This is a genomic window from Janthinobacterium sp. GW822-FHT07H11 (genome assembly GCF_058798615.1).
Genome location: NZ_CM179507.1, coordinates 3,667,511 through 3,689,917 on the forward strand (window position 1 = coordinate 3,667,511; position 22,407 = coordinate 3,689,917).

Annotated in this window: 25 protein-coding genes; 15 read left to right on the forward strand and 10 right to left on the reverse strand. The window is 64.1% G+C overall.

Annotated elements, in window-relative coordinates; genetic code table 11:
- Nucleotides 1-37: 37 nt before the first annotated feature.
- Nucleotides 38-424, reverse strand: coding sequence for a VOC family protein (locus tag AC3RCJ_RS16155; protein WP_492958013.1), 387 nt, complete (start codon nt 422-424; stop codon nt 38-40).
- 152 nt (nt 425-576) lie between these two features.
- Between AC3RCJ_RS16155 and AC3RCJ_RS16160 the strand changes: the two genes are divergently transcribed.
- A complete protein-coding gene (locus tag AC3RCJ_RS16160) occupies nt 577-936 on the forward strand; it encodes a hypothetical protein (RefSeq protein ID WP_492958015.1) in 360 nt (119 codons plus the stop codon).
- 60 nt (nt 937-996) lie between these two features.
- Here AC3RCJ_RS16160 and AC3RCJ_RS16165 read toward each other — a convergent pair whose 3' ends face one another.
- From AC3RCJ_RS16165 to mltG, 3 genes are read right to left on the reverse strand one after another with little or no spacing between them, the layout of a single operon-like run.
- Nucleotides 997-2,025, reverse strand: coding sequence for a DNA polymerase III subunit delta' (locus tag AC3RCJ_RS16165; protein ID WP_492958017.1), 1,029 nt, complete (start codon nt 2,023-2,025; stop codon nt 997-999).
- A 15-nt stretch (nt 2,026-2,040) separates the two neighbouring features.
- On the reverse strand, nt 2,041-2,682 hold the full coding sequence (gene tmk / locus AC3RCJ_RS16170; RefSeq protein WP_492958019.1) for a dTMP kinase: 642 nt from the start codon (nt 2,680-2,682) through the stop codon (nt 2,041-2,043).
- 24 nt (nt 2,683-2,706) lie between these two features.
- Nucleotides 2,707-3,693, reverse strand: a complete 987-nt coding sequence (gene mltG / locus AC3RCJ_RS16175; protein ID WP_492958021.1) for an endolytic transglycosylase MltG — start codon at nt 3,691-3,693, stop codon at nt 2,707-2,709.
- 176 nt (nt 3,694-3,869) lie between these two features.
- Here mltG and ygfZ point away from each other — a divergent pair, with 176 nt between their 5' ends.
- From ygfZ to AC3RCJ_RS16220, 9 genes are all read left to right on the forward strand, one after another.
- The gene (ygfZ, locus tag AC3RCJ_RS16180) at nt 3,870-4,988 is read left to right on the forward strand and encodes a CAF17-like 4Fe-4S cluster assembly/insertion protein YgfZ (RefSeq protein WP_492958023.1); all 1,119 of its coding nucleotides are present in this window, start codon (nt 3,870-3,872) and stop codon (nt 4,986-4,988) included.
- A gap of 7 nt (nt 4,989-4,995) precedes the next feature.
- The gene (locus AC3RCJ_RS16185) at nt 4,996-5,286 is read left to right on the forward strand and encodes a DUF4936 family protein (protein WP_492958025.1); all 291 of its coding nucleotides are present in this window, start codon (nt 4,996-4,998) and stop codon (nt 5,284-5,286) included.
- Complete coding sequence (locus tag AC3RCJ_RS16190) at nt 5,277-6,014, forward strand: NRDE family protein (protein WP_492958027.1); 738 nt, start codon at nt 5,277-5,279, stop codon at nt 6,012-6,014. The genes AC3RCJ_RS16185 and AC3RCJ_RS16190 overlap by 10 nt, the downstream gene beginning before the upstream one ends.
- 337 nt (nt 6,015-6,351) lie before the next feature.
- Nucleotides 6,352-7,359 (forward strand): LacI family DNA-binding transcriptional regulator, encoded by a 1,008-nt coding sequence (locus AC3RCJ_RS16195; RefSeq protein WP_492958029.1) that lies wholly within the window; start codon nt 6,352-6,354, stop codon nt 7,357-7,359.
- Nucleotides 7,360-7,389: 30 nt separating this feature from the next.
- Nucleotides 7,390-8,874 (forward strand): xylulokinase, encoded by a 1,485-nt coding sequence (xylB, locus tag AC3RCJ_RS16200; protein WP_492958283.1) that lies wholly within the window; start codon nt 7,390-7,392, stop codon nt 8,872-8,874.
- A 2-nt stretch (nt 8,875-8,876) separates the two neighbouring features.
- On the forward strand, nt 8,877-9,839 hold the full coding sequence (gene tal / locus AC3RCJ_RS16205) for a transaldolase (protein WP_492958031.1): 963 nt from the start codon (nt 8,877-8,879) through the stop codon (nt 9,837-9,839).
- 53 nt (nt 9,840-9,892) lie between these two features.
- Nucleotides 9,893-10,828, forward strand: a complete 936-nt coding sequence (locus AC3RCJ_RS16210; protein ID WP_083708248.1) for an ABC transporter substrate-binding protein — start codon at nt 9,893-9,895, stop codon at nt 10,826-10,828.
- Nucleotides 10,829-10,905: 77 nt separating this feature from the next.
- On the forward strand, nt 10,906-12,405 hold the full coding sequence (locus AC3RCJ_RS16215; RefSeq protein ID WP_492958033.1) for a sugar ABC transporter ATP-binding protein: 1,500 nt from the start codon (nt 10,906-10,908) through the stop codon (nt 12,403-12,405).
- 24 nt (nt 12,406-12,429) lie between these two features.
- Nucleotides 12,430-13,440: an ABC transporter permease subunit gene (locus AC3RCJ_RS16220; RefSeq protein WP_492958035.1), complete on the forward strand. Its 1,011-nt coding sequence runs from the start codon at nt 12,430-12,432 to the stop codon at nt 13,438-13,440.
- 108 nt (nt 13,441-13,548) lie between these two features.
- Here the strand turns inward: AC3RCJ_RS16220 and AC3RCJ_RS16225 are convergent, their stop codons facing one another.
- The 4 genes from AC3RCJ_RS16225 to AC3RCJ_RS16240 all read right to left on the reverse strand — a co-directional run bounded on the left by AC3RCJ_RS16225 (nt 13,549) and on the right by AC3RCJ_RS16240 (nt 16,817).
- Nucleotides 13,549-13,974 carry a GNAT family N-acetyltransferase gene (locus AC3RCJ_RS16225; protein WP_492958038.1) on the reverse strand — a complete coding sequence of 142 codons (426 nt, stop codon included), beginning with the start codon at nt 13,972-13,974 and terminating at the stop codon, nt 13,549-13,551.
- Between the two features lie 60 nt (nt 13,975-14,034).
- Nucleotides 14,035-15,030 (reverse strand): NADP-dependent oxidoreductase, encoded by a 996-nt coding sequence (locus tag AC3RCJ_RS16230; protein WP_492958040.1) that lies wholly within the window; start codon nt 15,028-15,030, stop codon nt 14,035-14,037.
- A 179-nt stretch (nt 15,031-15,209) separates the two neighbouring features.
- On the reverse strand, nt 15,210-15,512 hold the full coding sequence (locus tag AC3RCJ_RS16235) for a Dabb family protein (protein WP_492958042.1): 303 nt from the start codon (nt 15,510-15,512) through the stop codon (nt 15,210-15,212).
- A gap of 126 nt (nt 15,513-15,638) precedes the next feature.
- Nucleotides 15,639-16,817, reverse strand: coding sequence for an acetyl-CoA C-acyltransferase (locus tag AC3RCJ_RS16240; RefSeq protein WP_492958044.1), 1,179 nt, complete (start codon nt 16,815-16,817; stop codon nt 15,639-15,641).
- A 261-nt stretch (nt 16,818-17,078) separates the two neighbouring features.
- Here AC3RCJ_RS16240 and AC3RCJ_RS16245 point away from each other — a divergent pair, with 261 nt between their 5' ends.
- Nucleotides 17,079-18,779 (forward strand): MFS transporter, encoded by a 1,701-nt coding sequence (locus AC3RCJ_RS16245; protein ID WP_492958046.1) that lies wholly within the window; start codon nt 17,079-17,081, stop codon nt 18,777-18,779.
- Nucleotides 18,780-18,872: 93 nt separating this feature from the next.
- On the opposite strand, the gene AC3RCJ_RS16250 is transcribed toward AC3RCJ_RS16245, so the two are convergent.
- Entirely contained in the window at nt 18,873-19,076 is a 204-nt protein-coding gene (locus AC3RCJ_RS16250; protein ID WP_492958048.1) for a hypothetical protein, read from the reverse strand.
- Between the two features lie 169 nt (nt 19,077-19,245).
- Between AC3RCJ_RS16250 and AC3RCJ_RS16255 the strand changes: the two genes are divergently transcribed.
- The gene (locus tag AC3RCJ_RS16255) at nt 19,246-19,569 is read left to right on the forward strand and encodes a hypothetical protein (protein ID WP_492958050.1); all 324 of its coding nucleotides are present in this window, start codon (nt 19,246-19,248) and stop codon (nt 19,567-19,569) included.
- Here the strand turns inward: AC3RCJ_RS16255 and AC3RCJ_RS16260 are convergent.
- Nucleotides 19,566-20,471 carry a LysR family transcriptional regulator gene (locus AC3RCJ_RS16260; RefSeq protein WP_492958052.1) on the reverse strand — a complete coding sequence of 302 codons (906 nt, stop codon included), beginning with the start codon at nt 20,469-20,471 and terminating at the stop codon, nt 19,566-19,568. The two genes, AC3RCJ_RS16255 and AC3RCJ_RS16260, sit on opposite strands and share 4 nt — an antisense overlap.
- Before the next feature lie 111 nt (nt 20,472-20,582).
- Between AC3RCJ_RS16260 and AC3RCJ_RS16265 the strand changes: the two genes are divergently transcribed.
- The 3 genes from AC3RCJ_RS16265 to AC3RCJ_RS16275 all read left to right on the forward strand — a co-directional run bounded on the left by AC3RCJ_RS16265 (nt 20,583) and on the right by AC3RCJ_RS16275 (nt 22,271).
- Complete coding sequence (locus tag AC3RCJ_RS16265; RefSeq protein WP_492958054.1) at nt 20,583-20,822, forward strand: DUF2798 domain-containing protein; 240 nt, start codon at nt 20,583-20,585, stop codon at nt 20,820-20,822.
- Nucleotides 20,823-20,917: 95 nt separating this feature from the next.
- Nucleotides 20,918-21,322, forward strand: coding sequence for a VOC family protein (locus AC3RCJ_RS16270; RefSeq protein WP_492958056.1), 405 nt, complete (start codon nt 20,918-20,920; stop codon nt 21,320-21,322).
- Between the two features lie 100 nt (nt 21,323-21,422).
- Nucleotides 21,423-22,271, forward strand: a complete 849-nt coding sequence (locus AC3RCJ_RS16275; RefSeq protein WP_492958058.1) for an alpha/beta fold hydrolase — start codon at nt 21,423-21,425, stop codon at nt 22,269-22,271.
- Nucleotides 22,272-22,407 lie beyond the last annotated feature (136 nt).

The following is a 22,407-nucleotide window of genomic DNA, read 5'->3' on the forward strand; positions in this document are numbered from 1 at the left end:
TATCTCTGAATGGCGCAGGTTTCGCCTACTGCCGCGCCTACTGCCCTTCCGGCGGCTGCCACAGCTCCACCTTGTTACCCTCGGGATCGATGACCCAGCCAAACTGGCCGTATTCCGAGTCGGGCGCCTTCTCCAGCACCTGGCAGCCCTCGTCCCGCAACGCCTGCAGCAGCGCATCGAGGTCGTCGACCCGGTAATTGATCATGAAGGACGCCTTGCCGGGCGCGAATTGGTCGCTGTCTGTGGCCGCGACGGACCAGATGGTGGTGCCGCCCGCCGGCTTGCCGTCGGCGTCCGCCCAGGTGAAGGCGGCGCCGCCCCACGGTTGCACGTCCAGGCCCAGGTGGCGCTGGTACCAGGCGCGCAGCGCGGCCGGGTCTTGCGCGTGGAAAAAGATGCCGCCGATGCCAGTGACCCGTTTCATGCACGCCTCCGTAGCTGTCCCATTCCTTGACTGTAACACCGGGCACGGGAGGTGGCAATCAGACATGGACGGTAGGCAAAGCCGTTATCAAGATGTATAGTTGCCTGCTGACGCGCAGCCATGGGGCGGCGTGCGCATACCTGGAGTGTTCGATGTTAAAAGTTGCCGGCCCCCTGATACTCACGCTGCTGGCCTGCCTGGCGCAGCCGGCGCATGCCCAGGACAGGCGCGACGCGCCCAAGCCTGCCGCCGAGACCGGCCTGTGCCAGCCCATCTGCGCCTCGGCGCGCCAGGATTGCCGCGCGCAGGCACAAGGCGCCACGGAAAATGATAGCAGCCCCGTCCTGTCGATGAAGCCCAGCAGCAACCCCTACGTCGCGGCCGGCAGGAATGCGGACGCGCCAGCGGAGCAGCTGCGCCCCACCGAAGCCCAGGCTTTCCGCGCCCGGCGCGCCGAACGCCAGCAAGCGTGCGAAGTGCAATACCGCAGTTGCACGCGCGCCTGCGGCTAAGTTCCCAGCGTGCCAAGAACCAGACAATCCGGATTAACTTGGCGATGCAAGCCCTTGATTTTATTGGCAGCTTGCTGCGTACTCGAGCAACATGTCTTCGAGGAACAGCTTCGGTGACAAGGGGTGTTCGGCAATCGCGCGGCGCGCGTTCGCGGACTTGATGGCGGCCATCAAACGGCTGACGTTGATGCGCCCGGCCAGCGCTTCCAGCTCGCGCCGGTGGCGCGGGTAGTAGCGTATGGTGCCCGATAATTTGACGGAAAACACGTCGTACAGCCAGCGCTGCAGGGACGCCACCAGCGGCGCCAGCGGCGCCTTCTGCAATTTATCGGCCGCCTTCAGGGCCGCCTCCACGCCCGGATTGGCCAGCACCTGCAACAATTGTTCCGTTTCCTCGCGGCCGCCCGACTCGGACTGGGCCAGCGCCGCCAGCGGCGCGCCGCCCTGCTCGCGCAGCCAGCTGTCCGCATCGTTCAAGCCTTGGGCCTTGAGCCAGGCCAGGGCCTGCTCGTGGCTGGGCATGGGCAGGGCGAACTTGCGGCAGCGCGACAATATCGTCGGCAGCAGGCGGTCCAGGCTGTTCGATGCCAGCAGGAACAAGGTACCCGGCGGCGGTTCTTCCAGGGTCTTCAGCAAGGCGTTCGAGGCGGGCGTATTGAGCGCCTCGGCAGGGTACAGCACCACCACGCGCAAGCCTTGCCGGTGCGTGGAGATATTCATGAAGTCGGCCAGGTTGCGGATCTGCTCGATCTTGATGTCCTTCGACGGCGTCTTGGTCTTGGCGCTTTTCTTCGCGCCCTCGCCCTCTTCGCCGTCGTCCGCCACCTCGTCTTCCAGCGCTTCCGGACGGACCCTGCGGTAATCGGGATGGTTGCCCTGGCTAAACCAGCCGCACGAGGCGCAGGCGCCGCAGGCATGGCCGTCGGCGCGCACGTCTTCGCACAGCAGCGCTTGCGCGAAATGCTCGATGAAATCGGCCTTGCCGATGCCCTGCGCGCCATGGAACAAAATGGCGTGCGGCATGCGCGGGCGCAAGGCTTGCAATTGCTGCCAGGCGTCCTGTTGCCAGGGATAGAGGGAACTGGTCATATTATTCTTTGTCAATCAATGTGTTACAGCACTTTGCTCGAGCAATACATCAAGCAATTCTGCCAGCTGCACTTGAATGTCGGCAATGCTTTGCGTGGAATCGATGATGCGGAAGCGCCCAGGGAACTGGGCTGCCCGGCGCAGGTATTCGTTGCGCGTGGCGGCAAAGAAATCGGCCTGCTCCTGCTCGAATTTATCCAGCGCGCGCGTGGCGTCCAGGCGGGCACGGGCGACGGCCAGCGGCACGTCGAACAGGAAAGTGATGTCCGGCTGCAAATGCGGGTGCACCCACGCTTCGAGCTGCTCCATCTTGCGTAAATCCATGCCGCGGCCGCCGCCCTGGTAGGCGAAGCTGGCATCGCTGAACCGGTCGGAAATGACCCATTCGCCCCGCGCCAGGGCGGGCGCGATGACTTGCGCGATGTGTTCGCGGCGGCTGGCGAACATCAGCAAGGCTTCCGTTTCCAGGTGCATTTTTTCATGCAGCAGCAGTTCGCGCAGCTTTTCGCCCAGGCTGGTGCCGCCCGGTTCGCGCGACGAGACGAGGCTCACGCCCCGCTGCCGCAGGTAGTCGGCGACAAAGCCGATATGCGTGGACTTGCCCGCGCCATCGATGCCTTCGAAGGTGATGAAGCGCGGTTGATAGTGTTGTGTCATGAAACTCTTGATCTGATATGGATATTAGCGCTGGTACTGGTTCACGGCGCGGTTATGGTCGGGCAGGTTGGCCGAGAACTGGCTGGTGCCGTCGCCGCGCGCGACGAAATACAGGGCCTGCGTGCGGGCCGGCGCCAGCGCCGCCGTCAGCGATTGCGCGCCGGGCAAGGCGATCGGCGTGGGCGGCAAGCCGCCACGCGTGTAGGTATTGTACGGGGTGTCCGCTTCCAGGTCGCGCTTGCGGATCTTGCCCTGGTAGTTGTCGCCCATGCCATAGATCACGGTCGGGTCCGTCTGCAGCAGCATGCCCGTCTTCAGGCGGTTGACGAAGACGCCGGCGATCATGGCCCGCTCGGACTTCTGTCCCGTTTCCTTTTCCACGATGGACGCCATGATCAGCGCCTCGTACGGGTTTTTATACGGCAGGGCCGGATCGCGCTTGTCCCACGCTTCGGACAGGCGCCCTATCATGGCCGTATGCGCCTGCCTGAAGATCTGCATTTCGCTGGCGCCCTTGGCGAACAGATAGGTGTCCGGGAAGAACAGGCCTTCCGGCAAGGGATACTCGGGACTGATCTTCGCCATCAAGGCCTTGTCGCTGAGCTCCGCCGTATCGTGCTTGAGGCCGGGATGGTTGGCCATGGCCACGCGCATCTGCCTGAAGGTCCAGCCCTCGATGATGGTCAAGGACTCTTGCGCGAACTCGCCGCGCGCCAGCTGCGTGATCAAACGCTGCGGCGTGGTGCCCGGCTTCAATTCGTAGGAACCTGCCTTGATCTTCGACGTCTTGCCTTCGATGCGGGCCAGCAGGTTGAACAGGATGGGCACGATGGGCACGCCCGCGTCCGCGATCTGCTGGCCGGCCGCATGCGCGCCGCTGCCCGGCGTAATCGTAAACGGGATCGCTTCGCCGTCCGTCGTGATGGGCTGCTGCGCCCAGTACACAAACGTGCCGCCGACGCCGATGGCGGCGATGACTGAACTGACTACAAGTTTTTTAAAGAAAGCCATTGTTCCGATTCTTGTGATGCGCGCGCTGGCGAGCAACGCGCGCTTGTTATGATCGTTCATTGATGAAGCAAGTCCGTGGAAAGCGGCAGCGGCACTGGGAATCTTGCCGTTGCCGACGCGTTCCGCGCGACATCACTATAATGAACCCGTAATGATAATGCTTAATCGCTGATCTAATGGAAATTATGAATAACTGGAATCAATTTTTAGTCGCGCAAGGCGCCCGCCCCGTTCCTGGAACAGGCGCGCCTGACAGCACCGTTCTTGCCACCGGCGTCCTCCCCGTCGCCGATTTTGGCCAGCCCCTGGCGGTGTCCCAGCTGCAAGAAGGTTTTGTCGCCGTCATCACGGACCAGGGCCTGATCGCCATCGAGGGTGACGATGCGGCCAGTTTCCTGCACAGCCAGCTGACCAACGATGTCGACCACCTGAACCAGGAGCAAGTGCGCCTGGCCGGCTACTGCACGCCGAAAGGCAGGCTGCTGGCCAGTTTCCTGATGTGGCGCAACGCCACCACCATTTATCTGCAATTGCCGCGCGCCATACAGCCGGCCATCCAGAAGCGCCTGCAGATGTTCGTGCTGCGCGCCAAGGCCAAGCTGCACGACGCGACCCCTGATGCAAGCAATCAGGTCGTCCTGGGCCTCGGCGGCACGCAAGCCGGCGCGGCCCTGTCGGCCTTCTTCCCCGCCTTGCCCGCCGCGCCGTTCAGCAAGGTGGAGCACGCGCTGGGCACCCTGCTGCGCGTGGCCGATGCGTTTGGCGCCCCGCGCTACCAGTGGCTGACGTCCGCCGCCACGGCGCGCGACGCATGGCCGCAACTGGCGGCACAGCTGGCCAAGGGCGGCAGTGATGGCTGGCGCCTGTCGGAAATCCATGCGGGCATTCCGCAGATCACGGCCGCCACGCAAGAGCAATTCGTGCCGCAGATGGTCAATTTCGAGCTGCTGGGCGCCGTCAACTTCAAGAAAGGCTGCTACCCGGGCCAGGAAATCGTCGCGCGCAGCCAGTACTTGGGCAAGCTCAAGCGCCGCACCACCCTCGTCAGCATCGCCGATGCAGCGGCCGTGGCGGGCGGTGAACTGTTTGCCGTCAGCGACCCCGAGCAGCCTTGCGGCATGGTTGTCAACGCCGCGCCGAACGGTGCCGGCGGCATCGACGCCCTCGTGGAAATGAAGCTGGGGGCGATCGAGCAGGGTTCAAGCGAAGCGGGCGCCGTGCGCTACGCCTCGGCCCAGGGCGCAGCCGTGCGCTTCTTGTCCATGCCTTACGTGCTCGACGCACTCGACTTGTGAGAATGCCATGAAAGATTTGTACATTTACTATCAAGTAAAGGAAGAGCACGCCCAGGCGCTGGAAGCCAGGGTGCGCGCCTTGCAAGCGAAACTGGCGGCCGCCTGCGGCGTGGCGCCGCAACTGAAGCGCCGCCCGGAAGTGAAGGATGGCTTGCAGACGTGGATGGAAATCTATCCCGTCGTCGGTGAAGGTTTTACGGAGCTGCTGGCGAGTGCCACCGACGAGGCCGGCTTGCTGTCCCTGACGGCCGGCGCGCGCCATACGGAAGTGTTCATGGATTTGCCCCCATGTGCCTGATCGTTTTTGCCTGGAAAGTCAATCCGCACATCCCGCTGATTGCCGCCGCCAACCGCGACGAATTCTATGAGCGCGCCAGCGCCCCCGCCGGCGCCTGGCCCGAACACCCGCAAGTGTATGCGGGCCGCGACCTGCAGGCGGGCGGCAGCTGGATGGGCATCACGCAGTCCGGCAGCGGCAGCTCGCGCTTTGCCGCCATCACGAATATCCGCAGCCCGCAAGACCGCAACCCCGATGCGCCCTCGCGCGGCGCGCTGGTGGCCGACTATCTGGCCGGCACGATGTCGCCGCAAGACTACATCGCGCAGATCCGCCCCGGCTGCAAAGCCTACAACGGTTTCAACCTGGTGCTGGGCGACGCGCAGACGCTGATCTGGTTTTCCAACCGCGGCGATGGCGATGCGCGCAACGGCCAGCCCCTGGAGCCGGGCATCTACGGCCTGTCGAACGCCCTGCTGGACGCGCCGTGGCCGAAGGTGCTGAAGACCAAGGCCCAGTTCGCCAGCCTGCTGTGCCAGGGCGCGCCCGACGAAGCGTATTTCGACATGCTGGCCGACACCACGCGCGCACCGGACTTCCGCCTGCCCGACACGGGCGTGCCGCTCGACCTCGAGCGCGTGCTGTCCGCCGTCTGCATCGACACGCCCGGTTACGGCACGCGCACGTCCACCGTCGTCAAACTGTTCCCGGACTCGCCCGGCGAACTGCATGAGCTGGTGATCCAATAACGCCACCTTGCACCAGGCAAGGTCGGGGTAGGTCGGGGTAGGTCGGGTTAGCGCGCAAGCGCGTAACCCGACAACACCAGCGCCCTCAACCAGCATCACCGCCCCCCTCAACCAACATCACCGCCGTCCCCGAAGTCGGATTACGCGCGCCTGCGGCGCGCTAATTCGACCTGCGCAAGCCTTCCCTATCCTCATCGAAAACCCGCCCGCCATCCATCCGCACAAAAAAGAAAGCGCTTGCGCAAGCGCTTTCTTTTGTTTACGATAGGTTCAAACGCGGCGACACAGCCACACACTATCGCAGTACACAATAATAAAAAATACCTCAGGAGACACCATGGCCACCATGGAAGATGTAGCGCGGGCGGCGGACGTATCGCTGTCGACCGTTTCGCACGTACTCAACGGCACCCGCAAGGTCAGCCCGAAAACCGTCGCCGCCGTCAACGCGGCCATGCAGCAGATCGGCTATGTGCCGAACATGCTGGCACGCGCGCTGGCAGGCTCCTCGTCAGGCACCATCGGCGTGGCCATTTCCGCCTTCACCAACCATTATTTCAGCGAAACCGTGCGCGCCATCGAGGCCGCCTGCACGCGCCACGGCCTGATGATGCTGTTTTCCGATACGCATGACGATCCGGAGCAGGAATTGAAAGTGGTGCAGAACCTGCACCAGCGCCGCGTCGACGGCATCGTGCTGGCGCCGTCCGGCGATCCGCACAACCGCGCCCTCGACTATTTGACCAGCAACAAGATCGCTTCCGTGCTGGTCGACCGCATGTCGCCCCAGCCTTTCGACCAGGTGGGCGTGGAAAACATCGAGGCGACGGCCGAACTCGTCGGCCATCTGGTCGCCGCCCACGGCCACCGCCGCATCGGTTTCATCAGCGGCGCGCCGGGCCTGTCGACGACGCACGAGCGTATCGCGGGCTACCGCCTGGCCTTGCAGCGCGCCGATATCGCGTTTGACCCGGCACTGCTGCGCTCGGGCGACTCGAACCTGGAGCGCAGCGGCGCGGCCACGCGCGAACTGCTGGCCCTGCCCCCCGGGCAGCGCCCGACGGCCATCGTGGCCGGCAATAACCTGATGACCATCGGCACCATGCACGCCTTGCGCGATGCCCATATTGCGGTACCGCAAGACGTGGCCCTGGCCGGCTTCGATGATTTCGACTGGGCCGATTATTTCAGCCCCCGTTTGACGGTGATGGCCCAGCCGCTCGAAGAGCTGGGCGCCATGGCCGTCGACCTGTTAATCGACCGTATCGCCAACCCGGGCCGTGCCCAGCACGTGCAGCGTTTGTCGCCGACCTTGCGCGTGCGCAATTCCTGCGGCTGCCCCTGACCTTTGACAGTAAAACACATGCATCCAGCGATTTCCCTCGGTATCGACCTCGGTACCTCCGAACTGAAAACCGTGCTGATGGACAGCACTGGCGCCGTGCGCGGCCAGGCCTCCGTGCGCATCGACACGAGCCGCCCGCAGCCGGGCTGGTCCGAACAAGCGCCGCAGGACTGGTGGGCCGCCTGCGTCCACGCGCTGGCCCAGCTGCGCAGCGCCTTTCCGCAAGACTACGCGCAGATCGCCTGCATCGGCCTGTCCGGCCAGATGCACGGCGCCGTGCTGCTCGATGGCAACGATGCCGTCATCCGCCCGGCCATCCTGTGGAACGATGCGCGCGCCGATGCCGAAGCGGCCGCCCTGGCGCGCGACTATCGCGCCTACGCGGACGTGACGGGCAGCCTGCCCATGGCGGGGCTGACGGCGCCCAAGCTGCTGTGGCTGCAAAAGCATGAACCGGCCGCGTTTGCCGCCATCGCCTGCGTGCTGTCGCCGAAGGACTATCTGCGCCTGCAACTGACGGGCAACAGGATCACCGACATGTCCGACGCGGCCGGCACCCTGTGGCTGGACGTGGCCCGCCGCGCCTGGTTCGCGCCCATGGTGGCCGCCTGCGGCTTGCGGCTCGAGCAGCTGCCGCCGCTGGTGGAAGGCGACGCGGCCACGGGCACGGTACTGGCCGCCGTCGCCGATGCACTGGGCTTGCCCATGGACGTGGTGGTGGCCGGTGGCGGCGGCGATAATCCCGTCTCGGCCGTCGGTATCGGCGCCGTCAATGGCGGCGACAGCTTTATTTCGCTCGGCACCAGCGCCGCCATCGTTTCCGTGACGGAAACGCCGCTGGGCAAGCCGGCCGGCGGCGTGCACAGCTTTTGCCACGCCCTGCCCGGCCGCTGGTATGCGATGGGCGCGATCCTGTCCGGTGCCAGCTGTTTGCGCTGGGCCACCGGCGTGCTGGGCCAGCCCGACGAAGCGGCGCTGCTGGCGCTGGTGGAAAGCGCCCTGCCGCTCGTGGCCCCCATCGCGCCGTCGGCACCGCTGTTCCTGCCCTATCTGTCGGGCGAGCGCACGCCGCATAACGACCCGCAGGTGCGCGGCGCCTTCTTGCAGCTGGGCCACGACAGCACGCCGGCGCAGCTCGGCTACGCCGTGCTCGAAGGCGTGGCGTTTGCCTTGCGCGACGCCATGGCCGCCGTCACCTCGACCGGTGCCGTGGTGCCCCACTGCCTGCTGGTGGGCGGCGGCGCGCGCAGCCAGTACTGGGCGCAGCTGCTGGCCAATGTGCTGGGCCGCGAAATGCGCACCTTGCACGACAGCGAACTGTCGGCCAGCCTCGGCGCGGCCAAGCTGGGCTTTGCCGCCATCGGCGAAACCGCCCCGCTGGCCACCGGCCTGCCCGTGAAAAACATCTTCTTGCCCGATGCCGCGCACTCTGCGGCCTTGGGCGTGCGCTACGGCCGCTACCGTAGCCTGTTTCCAGCCGTGCAAGCCCTGCACCAACTCAGTGATAAGGAATAGTAATGACTCAGCTGCAACATCAACTGCAACAACTGAAGCAACACAGCACCGTCGTCGCCGACACGGGCGATTTCCTGCAGTTGGCGCGCTTTGCGCCGCAGGATGCCACCACCAACCCGTCGCTGATCTTGAAAGCCGTGCTGCAGCCCGATTACGCGCCCTTGCTGGAAAGCACGGTCGCCGCGCACAAGGACGCTGCGCTCGACGATATCGTCGACCAGGTGCTGGTGCGCTTCGGCCTGGAAATTTTAAAGGTCGTGCCGGGCCGCGTCTCGACCGAAGTCGATGCCCGTTTGAGCTTTGACCGCGACGCCACCGTGGCCCGCGGACGCCGCCTGATCGCCCTGTATGAGCAAGCGGGTATCGCGCGCGAGCGCGTGCTGATCAAGGTCGCCGCCACCTGGGAAGGCATCCAGGCGGCGCGCGAACTGGAAAAAGATGGCATCTTTTGCAACCTGACCCTGTTGTTCGCGTTTTGCCAGGCCGTCGCCTGCGCCGATGCCAAAGTGCGGCTGATTTCACCGTTCGTGGGCCGCATCTACGACTGGCATAAAAAATCGCTGGGCGCGGCATGGGACGAAGCGGCGCGCAGCCTGTCCAACGATCCAGGCGTGCAATCGGTCACGCGCATCTTTAATTACTACAAGCAACATGGCATCGCCACGCAAGTGATGGGCGCCAGCTTCCGCAACGTGGGGCAGATCACGGCCCTGTCCGGCTGCGACTTGCTGACCATCAGCCCGGACCTGCTGGCCAAGCTGGAAGCGTCGAGCGAACCGGTCGAGCGCGCGCTCGGCGGCGACCTGGGCGCGGCGCAGCCGGCCGTCAGCTACGACGAGGCGGCCTTCCGCTACGCCCTGAACGACGACGCGATGGCGACCGAGAAGCTGGCCGAAGGCATACGCGGCTTTGCCGTCGATGCGGGCAAGCTCGATGCCATGATCGAGAAATTGCGCAGCCACTAAGTTTTTACCCGTAGCACAGTCTGTTTTTACAATAAAAACCCTTGGAGATCCTCATGAAAAAAGTCATTACCGCCACCCTGCTGCTGTCCGCCGCCTGCGGCGCCTTCGCCGCCGACAAGCCTTTGAAATCGATCGGCGTGAGCGTGGGCGACCTGGCCAACCCGTTCTTCGTGGCGATTGGCCGCGGCGCGGAAGAAAGCGCGAAAAAGCTCGGTGGCCCCGGCGTGAAAGTCACGACTGTTTCCAGCAAGTATGACCTGAACACCCAGGTGGACCAGATCGAGAACTTTATCGCCAACAAGACCGACATCATCATCCTGAACGCCGTCGATTCCAAGGGCATCGCCCCGGCCATCAAGAAGGCGCGCAATGCGGGCGTGGTGGTGATCGCCGTCGACGTGGGCGCCGTGGGCGCTTCGGCCACCGTGATGTCGGACAACACCATGGCGGGCGACGTGTCGTGCGCCTACCTGGCCAAGCAGATCGGCGGCAAGGGCAATGTGGTGATCCTGAACGGCCCGCCCGTCACGTCCGTGATCGACCGCGTCAACGGCTGCAAGAAGACCCTGGCCGCCTTCAAGGACATCAAGATACTGTCCGACAACCAGAATGCGGGCGGCAGCCGCGACGGCGGCATGACCGTGATGTCGAATTTGCTGACGGCCCATCCGAAGATCGACGCCGTGTTCGCCATCAACGACCCGACCGGCATCGGCGCCGAACTGGCGATCAAGCAATCGAAGCGCACGGACGTGAAACTGATCACGGCAGTCGATGGCGCGCCCGATGGCCAGAACGCCCTGAAAAACAAGGCCGGCCTGTTTGCCGCCACCTCGGCGCAAAATCCGTACCGCATGGCGACCGATGCCGTGCAGATGGGCTACGACATCATGAACGGCCGCACGCCGAAACAGACCATGGTGCTGTTGCCGACCCCGGCCATCACCAAGGAAAACGTCGCCACCTACACGGGCTGGGTAAAGAACTGATCTGCCTGACCTGAACCACGTGGCGCCGCCAGCCTGCGGGCAGGCGGCGCCAGTTTCACCCGCAAGGAAGGACAGTCATGAGCGACGATATTATTTTTGAAATGCGCGGCATCGAAAAGCGCTTTGGCGCCACGCGCGCGCTGCGCGGCGTGCACCTGACGGTGCGCAGCGGCGAAATCCATGCCGTGATGGGCGAAAACGGCGCCGGCAAGAGCACCCTGATGAAAATCCTCTCGGGCGTGTACACACCGGATGCCGGTGAAATCATTCTCGACGGCAAGCCGATCAAGATCCGCAACCCGGGCGAGGCCCGCGCCCTCGGCATCAACCTGATCTACCAGGAACTGAGCGTGGCCAAGAACATGACGGTGGCGCAGAACGTCTTCATGGGCAGCGAGCCGCAAGGACCGTTCTGGACCGTCAAGGGCGGAGAAATGCGCGCGCGCACGAACGCCATCCTGGCCGACCTCGGTTCCCGCTTCGACGCCGACACCATGGTGTCCACCCTGTCGATCGCCGAGCAGCAGCAGGTGGAAATCGCCCGCGCCCTCGTGCATGAAAGCCGCATCCTGATCATGGACGAGCCCACTGCCGCCCTGTCAGACCGGGAAACCGAACAATTGTTCCGCATCATCGAAGAACAGCGCGACAAGGGCCTGGCCGTGCTCTACATCAGCCACCGCATGGCCGAAGTGGAACGCCTGGCGCGCCGCATCACGGTGCTGCGCGACGGCGCCTATGTGGGCGAACTGGGCAAGGATGAGCTGGATCAAAAGAAAGTCGTGCAAATGATGGTGGGCCGCCCCGCCGACGACTTTTATGCGCACCAGCGGCGCACGACGCGCGGCGCCGAGCGCCTGCGCGTGGACAACGTGGGCGGCGGCAAGGTCAAGCCTGCCTCGTTTGCCCTGCATGCGGGCGAAGTGACGGGCCTCGCGGGCCTGGTCGGTGCGGGCCGCACGGAACTGGCGCGCCTGATCTTTGGCGCCGACAAGAAGCAATCGGGGCAAGTGTGGCTGGACGGCCAGGAAGTGCACATCCAGCGGCCGTTGGCGGCCATTCGCCACGGCATCGGCTATTTGCCGGAAGACCGCAAGAGCCTGGGCCTGTTCATGCAATTGTCGGCCATGGAAAACATGTCGATGAACATCCTGTCCAGGCACTCGACGGCGGGCGTGGTCAACCGTGGCGCCCTGACCCAGCTCACGCGCGAGGCGATCGCCAACCTCAACGTCAAGGTTTCGGGCCCGGACGGCATCGTCGGGGGACTCTCCGGCGGCAATCAGCAGAAAGTCTTGCTGGCGCGCTGGCTGGCCATCGCACCGAAAGTCCTCATCCTCGACGAACCGACGCGGGGCGTGGACGTGGGCGCGAAGAGCGAAATCTACAAGATCATCCACCAGTTGGCGGACGCGGGCACGGCCGTGCTGTGCATTTCCAGCGAGCTGGCCGAGCTGGTCGGCATCTGCGACCGCGTGATGGTGATGTGCGAAGGACGCCTGACGGGCGAGGTGACGGGCGACGATATCACGCAGGAAAACATCCTTGCCTATGCGACCCAGCTGGAAGCGGCATAAGAATAATCATTCAGGAGATTCAACATGACAACTACTACCACAGGCGGCGCCCCGCGCGCCGGTGTACCCTTCAATGCCTCGAACCTGATGCGCCGCCTGGGCATGCTGCCCGTGCTGGTCGTGCTGTACCTGGCCATGTATGGCTTGACCTTGTATTTCTCGGCCGACGGCACGTCGACCTTCATGACCAGCAACAACACCATGAACATCTTCCGCCAGGTGTCGATCAATATCGTGCTGGCGTCCGGCATGACCTTCGTCATCCTGACCAGCGGCATCGATTTGTCCGTCGGCTCCGTGCTGGCCGTCTCGGCCGTGGCGGGCATGCTGATGTCCTTGTCGGCCCAGTTCGCCGGCTTCTCGATTCCCGCCTTCCTCATCGTCGGCCTGCTGCTGGGCGCGCTCAATGGCGTGCTGGTCGCCCTCGTCGGCCTCAATCCCTTCGTCGTGACTTTGGGTACCATGACGGCCCTGCGCGGCGCCGCCTATCTGCTGGCCGACGGCACCAGCGTGCTGAACACGGAAATCCCGAGCTTCGAATGGATGGGCAACGGCAGCTTCCTGGCCGTGCCCTGGCTGATCTGGCTGGCGGCGGCCGTCGTCGTGCTGACCTGGTTTATTTTGCGCAAGACGACTTTGGGCCTGCATATCTATGCCGTGGGCGGCAATATCCAGGCGGCGCGTTTGACGGGGATCAAGGTCGGCCTCGTGTTGATGTTTGTCTACACCATCAGCGGCCTGTTCGCCGGCCTGGGCGGCGCCATGTCGGCCAGCCGCCTGTATGCGGCCAACGGCAACTGGGGTACCGGTTATGAACTCGATGCCATCGCGGCGGTCGTGCTGGGCGGCACGAGCCTGATGGGCGGCGTCGGTTCCGTCTGGGGCACCGTGATCGGCGCCCTGATCATCGGCGTGATGAACAATGGCTTGACGATTTTGGGACTGTCGTCGTTCTGGCAGTATGTGGCGAAAGGCGTCGTGATCGTGCTGGCCGTGATCCTGGACAAATGGCGTCAGAGCCACGCGCAGAACTGAGGGTGCTGGTGGTGTCGGGTTACGCGCTTTGCGCTAACCCGACCTACCATAGCCGGCGTAGGTCGGATTAGGCCGCAGGCCGTAATCCGACAACACCGGAAGCACCGTTTAAAACACCAGCCGCATCTCCACATGCGCAATCCCCGCCTCTTCAAACACCTCCCCCTGTTGCACGAAACCGTGGCGCGCATAGAATGGCGCGGCCACGGTTTGCGCGTTCAGCACCACCGCCGCATCGCCGCGTTCGCGCGCCTTGCCCATCAGCAAGGTCAAGATGGCGCCGCCCACGCCCGTGCCGCGGCCCGGCTGGCGCACGGCCATGCGGCCGATGTGACCGTCGGGCAATAACCGGCCCGTGCCGATGGCATTGCCGGCGTCATCGTAGGCGACGGCGTGCAGGCAGACGGCGTCCATGTCGTCGAGTTCGATCTCGGCCGGCACTTTCTGTTCATCGACAAAAACTTCGAAACGGATGGCGGTGGCGTCAAGGCCCAGGGTGGCCCAGTCGCCGAGGCGGATGGTGTGCTTGGTCATGGTGTAAGGTAAAAAGAGACAGGCCGTTATTGTCGCACGGCCTGCCTTTCCACAGAGAGATCAGCTGAGCTTGACCAGCTGCTTGCCGAAGTTGCGGCCTTTTAACAGGCCGATGAAGGCCTCGGGTGCGCTGGCCAGGCCCTCGGCCACGGATTCGCGGAATTTCAGCTTGCCCGTCGCCACCAAGGTAGCGAGTTCACTCAAGCCTTGCGGCCAGAATTCCGGCTGCTCGGACACGATGAAGCCGCGCACGGTCAGGCGGTTGGTGAGGATGAAGCGGGCATTGTCGAGCGGCGTCGGCTCGCCGTTGTAGCCGGCGATCCAGCCGCACAGGGCCACGCGGCCAAACGCGTTGGTGCGCGCCAGGGCCGCGTCGAACACGGCGCCGCCCACGTTTTCAAAGATGGCGTCGATGCCGTCCGGCGTGGCCGCCGCCAGGTCCGCTTCCAAGTTGCCCGCCTTGTAGTCGACGCAGGCATCGAAACCCAGTTCATTCACCACATACGCGCATTTCTCCGCGCCACCGGCGATGCCGACGACACGGCAGCCTTTCAATTTCGCCAGTTGGCCCACGACGCTGCCCACGGCACCGCTGGCGGCCGACACGACCACGGTTTCACCCGCCTTCGGCGCCATGATCTGGTTCAAGCCATACCAGGCCGTCATGCCCGGCATGCCGACGGCGCCCAGGTAGGCCGAGGCGGGAATATGCGTCGTGTCGACCTTGCGCAGCATGGTGCCGTCCGACACGGCCACTTCCGTCCAGCCCAGGGTCCCCACGACCGTGTCGCCCGCGGCAAACTTCGGATGCTTCGATTCGAGCACCACGCCCACCGTGCCGCCTATCATGGTTTCATCGAGCGCCTGCGGCGCCGCATAGCTTTTATTCGTGCTCATGCGCCCGCGCATATACGGGTCCAGCGACAGATACTGGTTCCGCACCAGCAATTGGCCGTCCTGGATGGCGGGAATGTCTTTCGTTTCCAGACGAAAGTTATCCGGCTGCACTTCTCCGGTGGGACGCGAGGCGAGGACGATGCGTTGGTAGGTGGTCATGAAGGCTCCTGTCAATAAAGTTGATGGCTAACATTGATATTCACGACACCGAACAAAACCGTAGCGAGCGGAAGGGAGAGGTGGCCGAGAAGCGCAACCGTACCGAAGTACGGGGCCGCCGAGGCGGTGAGCATCGCAGGCCACCTATGCCGACGCGCAGTAGGTTTGGTTCGGTGTCACTACACTTCGTAATCCATGCATTGCCGCGCTTCCCGCACGGCACCAAAAAACGGCTTGATCTTCACGTGCTCGGGATGGTTCTGGTAAGCGTCGAGCGCTGCGCGGCTGGCGAATTCGCTGTACAGCACGATGTCGTAGGTCGCTTCCAGGCCCGGCTGGGCCACGGCCACCTCGAATTTCAAGATGCCGGGCACCAGATCCGAACAGGCATCGAGCAGGGCTTTCAGTTTCAGGGCGTTCGTGGCGCGGTCGGCGCCTTCGGCGTGGTCTTTGAGTTTCCAGAAAACAATGTGCTTGATCATGGTGGCAGGCTGCTTGTTTATTAATGAAGCATTACTGTACCCGCTATCGGCGCACTCTGCAGAAAGTGGCCATGCAAAGAAAACGGGCGGCCCTGCAAGCCGCCCGCAGACTCGGTTTGATCTACCTCACAGCACTTCGAACAGGCCGGCCGCGCCCTGGCCGCCGCCGATGCACATGGTGACCACCACGTATTTGACGCCACGGCGCTTGCCTTCGATCAAGGCATGGCCCGTCAGGCGCGCGCCCGACACGCCGTAGGGGTGGCCGACGGCAATCGCGCCGCCGTTGACGTTCAGGCGGTCCATGGGAATGCCCAGGGTGTCGGCGCAATACAGCACCTGCACGGCAAATGCCTCGTTGAGTTCCCACAGGCCGATGTCGGCCACCGTCAGGCCCGCCTTTTTCAGCAGTTTCGGGATGGCGTAGACGGGGCCGATGCCCATTTCATCGGGTTCGCAACCGGCCACGGCAAAGCCGCGGAAGACGCCCAGCGGCTGCAAGCCTTTCGCCTCGGCCACTTTCGCATTCATGACGATGGCCATGGACGCGCCGTCGGAAAACTGGCTGGCATTGCCGGCGCTGATGACGCCGCCGGGAATGGCCGGGCGGATCTTCGCCACGCCGTCGTAGGTCGTGTCGGCACGGATGCCTTCATCGCTGGCAATCGTCACTTCGCGCGACACCAGCATGCCGCTGGCCTTGTCGGCCACGCCCATGATGGTGGTCATCGGCACGATTTCCGCGTCGAACAGGCCGGCGGCCTGGGCGCTTGCTGCGCGCTGCTGGCTTTGCGCGCCGTACACGTCCTGGCGCTCGCGCGAAATCTGGTAGCGTTTTGCTACCGTTTCGGCCGTCTGCAGCATGGGCCAGTACACTTCCGGCTTGTGCTGCTGCAGCCAGACGTCGCGGTACATATGCGTATTCATTTCGTTTTGCACGCAGGAAATCGACTCCACGCCGCCCGCCGCATAGATGTCGCCTTCGCCGGCGATGATGCGCTGCGCCGCCAGGGCGATGGCCTGCAAGCCGGAAGAACAGAAGCGGTTGACGGTCATGCCGGCCGTCGTCACGGGGCAGCCGCCGCGCAAGGCCACCTGGCGCGCGATATTGCCGCCTGTGGCGCCTTCGGGGAAGGCGCAGCCGACCAGCACGTCCTCCACTTCCTGCGCCTCGATGCGCGCGCGCTCGATGGCGGCCGCCAGCACATGGCCGCCCAGGGTGGCGCCATGCGTCATGTTGAACGCGCCCTTCCAGGACTTGGCCAGGCCCGTGCGGGCGGTCGATACGATGACGGCTTCATTCATGCTGTGTCTCCTCTGGGGAATGTTATAGGGGGCTCATGCCTCGCAGGGACGAGAATAGCACGATTAAGCACGATCGTTCGTAAAACTTGATGCTTGGCCGTGCCGCCCCATGCTGGTCATGAAACGTCTTTTTGTAAGCTTGCTGTAAGTTTGAAGCAAGCATGACGTAAGTTTCGGAGAACAGACTCGCTCCAACTGTTGCAAGAAAGGTCAACAAATGACCGCGGCAATGGTTCACTATAAAACATAGGGAGACAAACCATGGCATCACCATCCGGCTCGGCCGACGTACGGAAAATTTCCACCAAAGGAACTCCGATTACGCCTGAAGAACGCAAGGTCATCTTTGCGTCATCGCTAGGCACCGTCTTTGAATGGTACGATTTTTACCTGTACGGCTCGCTCGCTTCCATCATCGCCAAGCAATTCTTCATCGGCGACCCCACCACCACCTTCATTTTCGCGCTGCTGGCCTTTGCCGCCGGCTTCATCGTGCGCCCGTTCGGCGCGCTGGTCTTCGGCCGCCTGGGCGACATGATCGGCCGCAAGTACACCTTCCTGATCACGATCCTGATCATGGGCGGCTCCACCTTCATCGTCGGCCTGCTGCCGGGCCACGCCTCCATCGGCATCGCCGCGCCGATCATCCTCGTCATCCTGCGCATCCTGCAAGGCCTGGCGCTGGGCGGCGAATACGGCGGCGCAGCCACCTACGTGGCCGAGCACGCGCCTGAAGGCAAGCGCGGCGCGTTCACGGCCTGGATACAGACGACGGCCACGCTGGGCTTCTTCCTGTCGCTGATGGTCATCCTGGGCACCCGCCTGGCCACGGGCGAGGCAGCGTTCGAGGCCTGGGGCTGGCGCGTACCCTTCCTGGTCTCCGTGGTCCTGCTGGCCATTTCCGTGTGGATCCGCATGGCCATGAATGAATCGCCGGCCTTTGCCAAGATGAAAGCCGAAGGCAAGACCTCGAAGGCGCCGCTGACGGAAGCGTTCGGCAAGTGGAAAAACCTGAAGATCGTCATCCTGGCCCTGGTCGGCCTGACGGCAGGCCAGGCCGTCGTCTGGTACACGGGCCAGTTCTATGCGCTGTTCTTCATGATCCAGACCCTGAAGGTGGACCTGGCCACGGCCAACGTGCTGGTCGCCATCGCCCTGCTGCTGGCCACGCCGTTCTTCCTGTTCTTCGGCGGCCTGTCGGACCGCATCGGCCGCAAGTACATCATCCTCGGCGGCTGCCTGATCGCCGCGCTGACCTACTTCCCCATCTTCAGCGGCCTGACGCACTTCGCCAATCCGCAGCTGGAAGCGGCATTGAAGAACTCGCCAGTCGTCGTCGTTGCCGATCCGGCATCCTGCCACTTCCAGTTCAACCTGACAGGTACCAAGAAGTTCCCTTCGTCGTGCGACATCGCCACGGGCTTCCTGTCGAACAGCTCCGTCAACTACACGAAGGAAGACGCGCCGGCCGGCTCAATCGCCAAGGTGCGCATCGGCGCCAAGGAATTTACGTCGTTTAACGCCGTCATGACGGCCGATGGCCTGAACTTCGATGCTGACAGCAAGGCCCACGAAGCGGCGTTCAAGAAGGAAATCGGCGCCGGCATCAAGGAAGCGGGCTACCCTGCGAAAGCCGATCCCGAGCAGATCAACAAGCCGATGGTGGTCTTGCTGCTGTTCATCCTGGTGCTGTACGTGACCATGGTGTACGGCCCGATCGCCGCCATGCTGGTGGAAATGTTCCCGACCCGCATACGCTACACCTCGATGTCCCTGCCCTACCATATCGGCAATGGCTGGTTCGGCGGCCTGCTGCCGACCACGGCCTTCGCGCTGGTGGCCTTCAAGGGCGACATCTATTACGGCCTGTGGTACCCGATCGTCGTGGCCCTGGCGACGGTGGTCATCGGCACCCTGTTCGTCAAGGAAACCAAGGACAACAACATCTACGCCGACGATTGATCCGGCGCAAGCCCCGGCCGCAAGCCGGGGTCTGCAACGCAAAACGCCGCTGACGGGTCAGCGGCGTTTTTTTTATGCGACGGCAAGGCGGGCTTACTTGTCGCTCTTGCTCTTTTTCAACTCGTCACGCTGCTGCACGTATGCCTGGTAGCTGGTCTGGTTGCGCTTGCGGCAGGCGTTGCGGTCGTCAAAATTGTTCAGGCTATTGCAGTACTCACCGATCTTGTCCCGGTTCGCGTCATACAGTACCTCGCAGCCGGTAATGGCCAACAGGAAGGGAACGATCAGATATTTCATTGCATCTCTCATGTGTATGGACGGGATTGCACGACAAAAAACGCCAGCTTGCCAGCTTGATAAGCGGGCAGCTTTATATTAACGCGATCCCGGCGAGAAGTACAAGCGCTCGGTATTACTTAGTGGGAAGGATTGCCTGCGTTCGCGCCCCCTCGCCATCGCCCTGGCCGTGAATGGCGACTTTGCGCGCGTGCTGGACGATTATGCGCAGCGCCTCGACGACGAGCGCGACCCTGCCGCCATCGTCCGCCTGCAGCGCGAAGCGTCGCGCAAGCTGATCCGTTCCTGCAATATCGTGCGCCAGGATGGCGAACCCGGCTGGCCCGCCAGCCTGGACGAGCATGCGGCGCTGCTGTTGCGCCACCATCCCGCCATGCGGGCGCAAATGGCGTATTTCCTCGCTCAGGCCAGGCCCGGCGCCGCTCCGGCCAGCGGTTTTACGTCCGCATTGCGCCAGTTCACGCAGTGGCTGGCGCAGCAGCAAGCCCTTTAAACGTCCAGCTCCCCGTTCAACAGCGGATTGCCCGCCGCAAACGCCGCCAGGTGCTCGAGCAGCACGCGCACCCTGGCCGGCAGGTAGCGCCGCTGCGTCCACACGGCATACACATGGCGCGGCTGCGGCATCCAGTCGGGCAGCACGCGCACGAGCGAACCACGCGCCACCTCGTCGCGGCACTGCAGCAGCGGGCACAGCAGGATGCCGATGCCCGCATCGGCCATTTCCACGGCCAGGCGCATTTCATTGACGCGCAGGCGCGCCTGCGGCTCGATCAGCATTTCGGCGCCATCGCCGGGACGCCGCAAGCGCCAGCTGCGCAGCGGTTCGGCCACGATCAGCTCGTGCTTTTCCAGTTCCTGCAAGTCGCGCGGCATGCCCGCGCGCGCCAGGTAGCCGGGCGCGGCCACCATCACCAGCGCGGCGCTGCCCAGCCGGCGCTGCATCAGCGAGGAATCGTCGAGCGCGCCCACGCGGATGGCCAGGTCGGCGCCGCTGCCCACCAGGTCTTGCAGCAGGTTCGACAGTTCCAGTTCCAGGCGGATATCCGGATACTGCTGCATGAAGCTGACCCAGGCGGGCGTCAGCAAGCCGCTGGCGAAGTTGACGGGCGCCAGCACGCGGATGCTGCCCGAGACGGCCGACAGGCTGGCGTCGAGCTGCTGCGTGGCTTGCCGCAGCGCGTGCACGAGGGGCCGGCACTGTTCATAGTATTGCCAGCCTTCCGCCGTCGGCTGCAGGCGGCGCGCGCTGCGGTTGAGCAAACGGTAGCCGAGCCGGCTTTCCAGCTTTTGCAGGCGGCGCGTGACGGTGGCGGCGGGCAAGTCTTCCTTGACGGCCGCCGCATGCAGGCTGCCCGCCTCGACTATGGAAACAAACAGGGCTAGGTCATCAAGCATGATTCGTCGAGCATGATTGCATTTATGGAATTTGAAATTAAAAATATGGCTCTAGTATAGATTGCTGCAAGTCGTTACGCTGGCAACTCCTTCATTTTTCGAAAGTGCCCCATGTCCGACGCCCTGCGCCTGCGCTGCGTATTTGCCTTCCTGATGTCGCTGGTCATGACCCTGCTGATGAGCGCCTGGGTCACCTGGCTCAATATCGGCCTGCAGGCGGACTTCCTGCCCCGCTGGCGCCATGCCTTCCTTGCCGCCTGGCCCGTGGCCTTCTGCGCCGTGATGCTGTTCGCGCCGCGCGTGCAACTGATGAGCCGCAGTATCGTGGCGCGGCTCGCCAGCCGCCCGTAACCGGCAGTCGGCTGCCGCCAGTGTCACTCGGTTACTGCCGCCCACGGCCGCCCTGATCCGGGCTATGCTATGGCCGTCCTTGTTTTTACAGTGGAATGCCCATGCTCGATCATGTTTCCCTTACCGTTGCCGACCTGGTGCGCGCCGAGCGCTTCTACGACGCCATCTTCGCCGCGCTCGGCGTGCCCAAGGTGGGCAGCGACCATGCCCATGCGTGGATAGGCTATGGCGAACGCAGCGATGCCGAGCACCCCGGCCGCAGCTATTTTTCCGTGCGCCTGGGCCCCAAGCCGGACGACGCGCCGCGCCGCCACTGCTGCTTCAAGGCGCCCACGCGCGCGGCCGTCGATGCCTTCTGGCAAGCCGGCCTGGCCGCGGACGGCATCGACCTGGGCGCGCCCGGCCTGCGCCACTATCACGCCAGCTATTACGCGGCCTTCCTGTTCGATCCGGACGGCAATCGCATCGAAGCCGTCTGCCACCGCGCCGACGCCGGCTGACAGGACGCGAAATCCGCTTCTGTTCGGCATTTCCACTTCCCTGCGATTTGCCTATAATGGCTGGCACGCCATACCGGGCAGTGAACCAAGAAGGAGATTCATGCATCATCTATTCGTCGGCCGCCCCGCGCGCACCATGCTTCTCTCCAGCGCCGGTTTGCTGCTGGCAGGCTGTTTTTCCGGCTGCTCCCTGTTGCCATCGACCCCGGTGATGCCGGGCGTGCCCGCCACGGCCGCCCTGCCCGACGCCAGCATCGCCTACACCCTGAGCGGCCAGGGCGGCTTGCCCGTGGTGTTCCAGTCGGCCATGGGCGACGGCAAGGATGTGTGGGCCAAGGTGGTGCCCGAAGTGGCAAAGCAGCACCGCGTGCTCGTGTACGACCGTCCCGGCTACGGCGACAGCCAGAAAACCACCACGCCGCGCGACCCCTGCACCATTGCCGCCCAGCAGCGCGCCCTGCTGGCGCAGGCGGGCCTGAAACCGCCGTACGTGCTGGTCGGCCATGGCCTGGGCGGGCTGTACCAGTATGTATATGCGAGGCTGTACCCGCAGGACGTGGCCGGCCTGGTCTTGCTCGACCCCACGCATCCGCAGCAATGGAGCCGCCTGCAGACGGACGCCTCCACCTACGCCATGCTCGTGAAGACGCGGCGCAAACTCATGTTCAACAGCACGGAATCGGCCGAATTCGACGCCCAGGCGCAATGCCTGCAACATGTCGACATGGCCAGCCCGCTGCGCGTGCCCGCCATGCTGCTGGTGCGCGACAAGTTTGGCATCGAGGAAATGGGCTCGTTTGAAAACGTGGTGCGGGCGCAGGAAAAGGATTGGCAGCGCCTGTCCGGCGCGCCCGCCATCGAGCGCATCACGGGCGCCGGCTACTACATCCAGAAAGACAACCCCGTCATCGTCAACGAGGCGGTCAAGATGGTGGCGAAGAAGAAGTAAACATGCTTGCTGGCGTCCGTGGTGGCGTCGGATTACGCGGCGTGCCGCCGCTAATCCGACCTACCCGGCTCTTGAGCCCCTTGTCAAACCGTAGGCAGGATGAGCGCGGCAAAGCCGCGCTCATCCGACAATACTG

What these genes read in the sequence shown, in the direction of transcription:
- AC3RCJ_RS16230 (WP_492958040.1), bottom strand. Translation starts at nt 15,030, where the DNA reads ATGACCACCTACCAACGCATCGTCCTCGCCTCGCGTCCCACCGGAGAA.
- AC3RCJ_RS16240 (WP_492958044.1), bottom strand. Translation starts at nt 16,817, where the DNA reads ATGAATGAAGCCGTCATCGTATCGACCGCCCGCACGGGCCTGGCCAAG.
- AC3RCJ_RS16160 (WP_492958015.1), top strand. Translation starts at nt 577, where the DNA reads ATGTTAAAAGTTGCCGGCCCCCTGATACTCACGCTGCTGGCCTGCCTG.
- AC3RCJ_RS16190 (WP_492958027.1), top strand. Translation starts at nt 5,277, where the DNA reads ATGTGCCTGATCGTTTTTGCCTGGAAAGTCAATCCGCACATCCCGCTG.
- AC3RCJ_RS16165 (WP_492958017.1), bottom strand. Translation starts at nt 2,025, where the DNA reads ATGACCAGTTCCCTCTATCCCTGGCAACAGGACGCCTGGCAGCAATTG.
- AC3RCJ_RS16275 (WP_492958058.1), top strand. Translation starts at nt 21,423, where the DNA reads ATGCATCATCTATTCGTCGGCCGCCCCGCGCGCACCATGCTTCTCTCC.
- AC3RCJ_RS16185 (WP_492958025.1), top strand. Translation starts at nt 4,996, where the DNA reads ATGAAAGATTTGTACATTTACTATCAAGTAAAGGAAGAGCACGCCCAG.
- tal (WP_492958031.1), top strand. Translation starts at nt 8,877, where the DNA reads ATGACTCAGCTGCAACATCAACTGCAACAACTGAAGCAACACAGCACC.
- mltG (WP_492958021.1), bottom strand. Translation starts at nt 3,693, where the DNA reads ATGGCTTTCTTTAAAAAACTTGTAGTCAGTTCAGTCATCGCCGCCATC.
- ygfZ (WP_492958023.1), top strand. Translation starts at nt 3,870, where the DNA reads ATGGAAATTATGAATAACTGGAATCAATTTTTAGTCGCGCAAGGCGCC.
- tmk (WP_492958019.1), bottom strand. Translation starts at nt 2,682, where the DNA reads ATGACACAACACTATCAACCGCGCTTCATCACCTTCGAAGGCATCGAT.
- AC3RCJ_RS16210 (WP_083708248.1), top strand. Translation starts at nt 9,893, where the DNA reads ATGAAAAAAGTCATTACCGCCACCCTGCTGCTGTCCGCCGCCTGCGGC.
- AC3RCJ_RS16215 (WP_492958033.1), top strand. Translation starts at nt 10,906, where the DNA reads ATGAGCGACGATATTATTTTTGAAATGCGCGGCATCGAAAAGCGCTTT.
- AC3RCJ_RS16265 (WP_492958054.1), top strand. Translation starts at nt 20,583, where the DNA reads ATGTCCGACGCCCTGCGCCTGCGCTGCGTATTTGCCTTCCTGATGTCG.
- AC3RCJ_RS16270 (WP_492958056.1), top strand. Translation starts at nt 20,918, where the DNA reads ATGCCCATGCTCGATCATGTTTCCCTTACCGTTGCCGACCTGGTGCGC.
- AC3RCJ_RS16195 (WP_492958029.1), top strand. Translation starts at nt 6,352, where the DNA reads ATGGCCACCATGGAAGATGTAGCGCGGGCGGCGGACGTATCGCTGTCG.
- AC3RCJ_RS16225 (WP_492958038.1), bottom strand. Translation starts at nt 13,974, where the DNA reads ATGACCAAGCACACCATCCGCCTCGGCGACTGGGCCACCCTGGGCCTT.
- AC3RCJ_RS16260 (WP_492958052.1), bottom strand. Translation starts at nt 20,471, where the DNA reads ATGCTTGATGACCTAGCCCTGTTTGTTTCCATAGTCGAGGCGGGCAGC.
- AC3RCJ_RS16235 (WP_492958042.1), bottom strand. Translation starts at nt 15,512, where the DNA reads ATGATCAAGCACATTGTTTTCTGGAAACTCAAAGACCACGCCGAAGGC.
- AC3RCJ_RS16250 (WP_492958048.1), bottom strand. Translation starts at nt 19,076, where the DNA reads ATGAAATATCTGATCGTTCCCTTCCTGTTGGCCATTACCGGCTGCGAG.
- AC3RCJ_RS16155 (WP_492958013.1), bottom strand. Translation starts at nt 424, where the DNA reads ATGAAACGGGTCACTGGCATCGGCGGCATCTTTTTCCACGCGCAAGAC.
- AC3RCJ_RS16245 (WP_492958046.1), top strand. Translation starts at nt 17,079, where the DNA reads ATGGCATCACCATCCGGCTCGGCCGACGTACGGAAAATTTCCACCAAA.
- AC3RCJ_RS16220 (WP_492958035.1), top strand. Translation starts at nt 12,430, where the DNA reads ATGACAACTACTACCACAGGCGGCGCCCCGCGCGCCGGTGTACCCTTC.